Annotated in this window: 4 protein-coding genes; 1 reads left to right on the top strand and 3 read right to left on the bottom strand. The window is 71.1% G+C overall.

The window, feature by feature from the left end:
- Together ctlX and ESO86_RS12245 are read right to left on the bottom strand one after the other, a co-directional pair.
- Nucleotides 1–832, bottom strand: an 832-nt coding sequence (gene ctlX, locus ESO86_RS12250; protein WP_129235283.1) for a citrulline utilization hydrolase CtlX, incomplete at its 3' end; no start/stop codon positions are given.
- A 4-nt stretch (nucleotides 833–836) separates the two neighbouring features.
- Nucleotides 837–1,865: an ornithine cyclodeaminase gene (locus tag ESO86_RS12245; RefSeq protein ID WP_129235282.1), complete on the bottom strand. Its 1,029-nt coding sequence runs from the start codon at nucleotides 1,863–1,865 to the stop codon at nucleotides 837–839.
- Nucleotides 1,866–1,988: 123 nt separating this feature from the next.
- On the opposite strand from ESO86_RS12245, the gene ESO86_RS12240 reads away from it, so the two are divergent.
- The gene (locus tag ESO86_RS12240; protein ID WP_129235281.1) at nucleotides 1,989–2,420 is read left to right on the top strand and encodes an Lrp/AsnC family transcriptional regulator; all 432 of its coding nucleotides are present in this window, start codon (nucleotides 1,989–1,991) and stop codon (nucleotides 2,418–2,420) included.
- 35 nt (nucleotides 2,421–2,455) lie between these two features.
- Here ESO86_RS12240 and ESO86_RS12235 read toward each other — a convergent pair.
- A partial coding sequence (locus tag ESO86_RS12235; protein ID WP_165307751.1) for a penicillin acylase family protein occupies nucleotides 2,456–4,323 on the bottom strand: 1,868 nt, incomplete at its 5' end.

The raw sequence follows: 4,323 nt of genomic DNA, 5'->3' as shown, positions 1-4,323 counted from the left end.
GCGCGGAGCGCTCGATGCGCGCGCGCTGGTCGGCGGTCAGCGCGTCGAAGGCCGTGCGCGAGAGCGCGAGGACGCGGCCCTGCGCGGTCCACAGCTCGAGCGCGTTGCCCGCGAAGGCGTCGACCTGCGCGTTGTCGAGGGCGATGACGTCGCGTCGGCCGCGAGCGCCCAGCCTGCCGAGCACCTCGTCGCGGCGTGCGGGGGAGACGAACATGTCGGCGGCGACGAGCGCGAAGTCGGTCGCGATGCTCAGGATCACGTTGGTGTGGTAGACCGCGACGCCTCGACCGTCGACCGCATCGAAGACCATCGGCTCGTAGCCGAAGTTCGTGCAGAACCGCTCGAGTGCGATCGGGTCGGCCCGGTTCGAACGTGCGGCGTACGCGATGCGCGACTCGTGGTCGAGCACCATCGCCCCCGTGCCCTCGAGGAAGACGTCGTCGTACTCGAGTCCCGAGTAGTCGATGACGTCCTGCACCCGGTACGTGGTCTTCAGCAGCTCGACGATGTCGCCGCGCCGCTCGGTCCGGCGGTTCGGCGTGAACATCGGGAACAGCGCGATGTGCCCGCCCGAGTGCGTGGAGATCCAGTTGTTGGGGAAGACGCTGTCGGGCCGGTGGGTCGTCTCGTCCTCGAAGAGGTGCACGGTCACGCCCGCGGCCTCGAGCGCGGCGGCCGCGCGCGTGACCTCGTCGTAGGCCGATGCCGCGAGCCGGTCGGGGTCGAGTCCGTCGGCGTTCGGCTGGAAGCCGTTGTCGGCGACGGTGTGCGGGTTGGGCGAGAAGTGGTGCGGCCGGACCATGACGACCGCGGACGGGGACTGGACCGACATCCGCTCAGCCCACCGGCGAGAAGGCGCCGACCAGGCCGAAGAGGTCCTTCGGGTCGTCGGGATCCGCGACGAGGTCGATCCGCTGCTCGAACGACGTCCCGGCCACCTGGTCGCGCGCGTAGCGCAGGGCCGAGAAGTCCTCGATCGCGAAGCCCACCGAGTCGAAGACCGTGATCGCCTCCGCGTTCGCGCGGCCGGGCTTCCGGCCCGCGAGGACCTCCCACAGCTCGGTGACGGGGAAGTCGGCGGGCTTGGCCTGGATCTCGCCCTCGATGCGCGTCTGCGGCGTGTACTCGACGAAGACGTCGGCGCGGTCGAGGATCGCGGGGTCGAGCTCGGTCTTGCCGGGGCAGTCCCCGCCGATCGCGTTCAGGTGCATGCCCGGACGGACCCACTCGTCGGCGACGACCGTCGCCCGCGCCTTGTCGGCCGTGCACGTGGTCACGATGTCGGCGCCCTCGAGCGCCTCCGCCGCGCTGCCGGCGACCTCGATCTCGAAGCCCAGCGGGAGCATGTTGCGGACGAACTTCGCGATCGCGTCGGGGTCGACGTCGAACACGCGCAGCGTCGTGATGCCGAAGGCATGGCGGAACGCGAGCGCCTGGAACTCGGCCTGGCTCCCGGTGCCGATCATCGCCATGACCCGGGAGTCGGGGCGTGCCAGCAGCTTTGCCGCGAACGCGGACGTGGCGGCCGTGCGGAGCGCGGTGAGGACGGTCATCTCCGCGAGGAAAGTGGGGTAGCCGTTGTGCACGTCGGCGAGCACGCCGAAGGCGGTGACGGTCTGGTAGCCGCGTGCGGGGTTGGAGGGGTGCCCGTTGACGTACTTGAAGGCGTAGGACTCGTGATCGCTCGTCGGCATGAGCTCGATGACGCCGAACGGCGTGTGGCTGGCCACGCGGGGCGTCTTGTCGAAGCTCTCCCAGCGCGCGAAGTCCTGCTCGAGGTACTCCATGATCCCCGCGATGATGCGCTCGGGGCCGGTTCCCGCGACCCAGCCGATCATGTTGCGTACGTCGACGAAGCTCGTCATATCGTTCCCTTCAGTCCGGTGATTCGAGGGTACGATCCGACGATATGCAACGGCAACGACCGTCCTGCACACGGATTGTCTGCTGAGAGATCAGTCTGCGACATCCCGCTGTACGATGTGTGCATGGAACCGCTCGACGATCTCGACCGCCGCCTCCTGGCGCTCCTCCGAGAGGACGGACGGACGCCCGTGGCCGAGCTCTCGCGCCGGCTCGGCGTCGCCCGGGCGACCGTCACGGGGCGCATCGACCGGCTCGTGGCATCCGGCATCATCGTGGGGTTCTCGGTGCGCGTGCGCGACGAGTCCGACCCGCTGTCGATCCACGCGATCTCGTTCATCGAGGTCGAGGGGCGCACGACCGACGACGTCATCCGCCGCCTCCGCGGGTTCCCCGAGATCATCGCGCTGCACACGACCAACGGAGGGTGGGACCTCGTCGCCGAGCTCCGAACGGAGACCCTCGGCGAATTCGACCGCGTGCTCGGACGCATCCGGTCGATCGACGGCGTGGTCAACAGCGAGACGAGCCTGCTGCTGAGCTCGGTGCTGCGCTGAGCCGCGGCGCGCGGTGCGGTGCGCGCGCCGTCGCGTCAGCGTCCGGGCTGCAGGACGAGCGCGTCGGTCGCAGCCCTCCGCACCGCGCGGGTCGAGAACGGCCACTCGCGCGTCTCGCCCGCCTGCCAGAGCTCCGCCTGGTCGTCGTAGTGCGGGTGGAAGGCGTGCCCAGACGCACCGGTCAGGTTCACCCAGGTCGAGTCGTCGAAGTCGTCGAGGTCGACGACCATGCGCATCGACGGCACCCAGTTCACCTCGTACCCGAGCGTCGCGTCCCAGCCGTTGGCGTTCACGATCGCCGATCCGCCGCCCGCCTCGTACGGGCCGCGGTTGAACAGCCACTCGACCGGTCCGATGCCCGACTCGCCGAAGGTCTGGTTCGTCAGGCTCAGGGTGTGCAGGCTGCCCCACCTCCATGCACCGGGGTCGTCGCCCATGAGGTCGGATGCCTCGGCCCACGCGGCGTCCAGGGCGGCGGCGAGCACCGCGTCGCGTCCGGTGGCGCCCGACGCCCGGTCGGACCACCACGCGTCCTCCGGCTGCCCCAGGAGGGTGCCGAGGACCGAGAACCACCGGTCGCCGCCGACCGGTCGCGTCGACTCGGGGAGCCCCCCGAACATGCCGTCGAGCAGGTTCCGCCAGAAGACCGCGAAGTACGCCGCCTGGGCGCTGTCCACATCGGCCGACGCATCCCAGTCCGCGAGGAGCCGCGCGCCGCGTGCGGCGTCGCCGTCGAGTTCGAGCTCGGCGATCACCGGCAGGAACGCCTCGGCGTTGGCGTCGCGCGTGTCGAACTGGATCTCGCTCATGTCCTCCGCGGTGATCGGCTCACCCGCGGCGATGAGCTCGCCCAGGCGGCGCTCGATCCCCTCGGCGCGGTAGCCGAGGTCCCAGTCCCGCGTGAGCATGGGGCCGTCCTCCTCGACGGCGTTGTTCGCGGTCACGATGTATCCGCGCTCCGGGTTCAGCACCGACGGGAGCTCGTCGTAGGGGACCGTCCCGGTCCAGCCGTTCTCGCTGGTCCAGCCCGGCAGCGGGACGGTGCCGTCGCCCGCGGAGCGCACGGGGACCCGGCCGGGAGCCTGGTAGCCGATGTTGCCGTCGACGTCGGCGTAGACGACGTTCTGGGACGGCACCTCGAAGCGTTCGGCCGCGGCCCGGAACTCGTCCCAGTCCTCGGCGCGGTTCATCGCGAAGACCGCCTGGGGCGTGCGGCCGGGCTGCAGCGCGGTCCACTGGAGCGACACCTCGAGCTTCGGCTCGGCGGCGCCCTCGACGGGCTCCTCGGCGCCGTCCGCGGTCGACGCGTTCCCCTCGGCGACCGCCGCGAAGTCCGAGCCGATGTCCGTGACGATCGGCCCCCTCGCGGTCGACCGCACGGTCACCGTCACGGGTTCGCCGCCGGCGACCTCGATGACCTCCTCGCGCGTGGTGAGCGGGACGAGCTCGCCGTCGAGTTCGTAGGAGTCCTCGGTCACGCGCTCGAGGTAGAGGTCGGCCACGTCGGGAGCGAGATTGGTGAAGCCCCACGCGATGCGCTCGTTGTGGCCGATGATGATGCCGGGGAGGCCGGAGAACCCGAACCCGGCGACGTCGAACGTGCACAGCGGCGAGAGCTCGGCGCAGTGGAGCCCCATCTGGACCCAGATCGAGGGCATCGCGGGCCCGAGATGCGGGTCGTTGGCGAGCAGTGGCATGCCCGTGTCGGTCAGGGCGCCCGAGACGACCCACGAGTTCGAGCCGAGGTCGCCGCCCTCGGGACCGAGCAGTTGCGGCAGCGCGTCGAGCCGCGCGGCGAGGTCGCCGAGCACGCCCGCCGTCTCCTCGTTCACGGCCGGCTCGACGGAACCCGCCTCGGAGGGCGCCGACCCGCCGTCGACGGCGCGCACGTCGAGGCCGGCGG

The sequence above is a fragment of the Agromyces binzhouensis genome, assembly GCF_004135055.1.
Taxonomy (GTDB): domain Bacteria; phylum Actinomycetota; class Actinomycetes; order Actinomycetales; family Microbacteriaceae; genus Agromyces; species Agromyces binzhouensis.
Note: the sequence above shows the minus strand (reverse complement) of the source record. Positions and strands in the feature narration are given on the sequence as shown.

Excerpts from the sequence above, each read along its gene's own strand:
- ESO86_RS12245 (WP_129235282.1), bottom strand. The coding sequence starts at position 1,865 with ATGACGAGCTTCGTCGACGTACGCAACATGATCGGCTGGGTCGCGGGA.
- ESO86_RS12240 (WP_129235281.1), top strand. The coding sequence starts at position 1,989 with ATGGAACCGCTCGACGATCTCGACCGCCGCCTCCTGGCGCTCCTCCGA.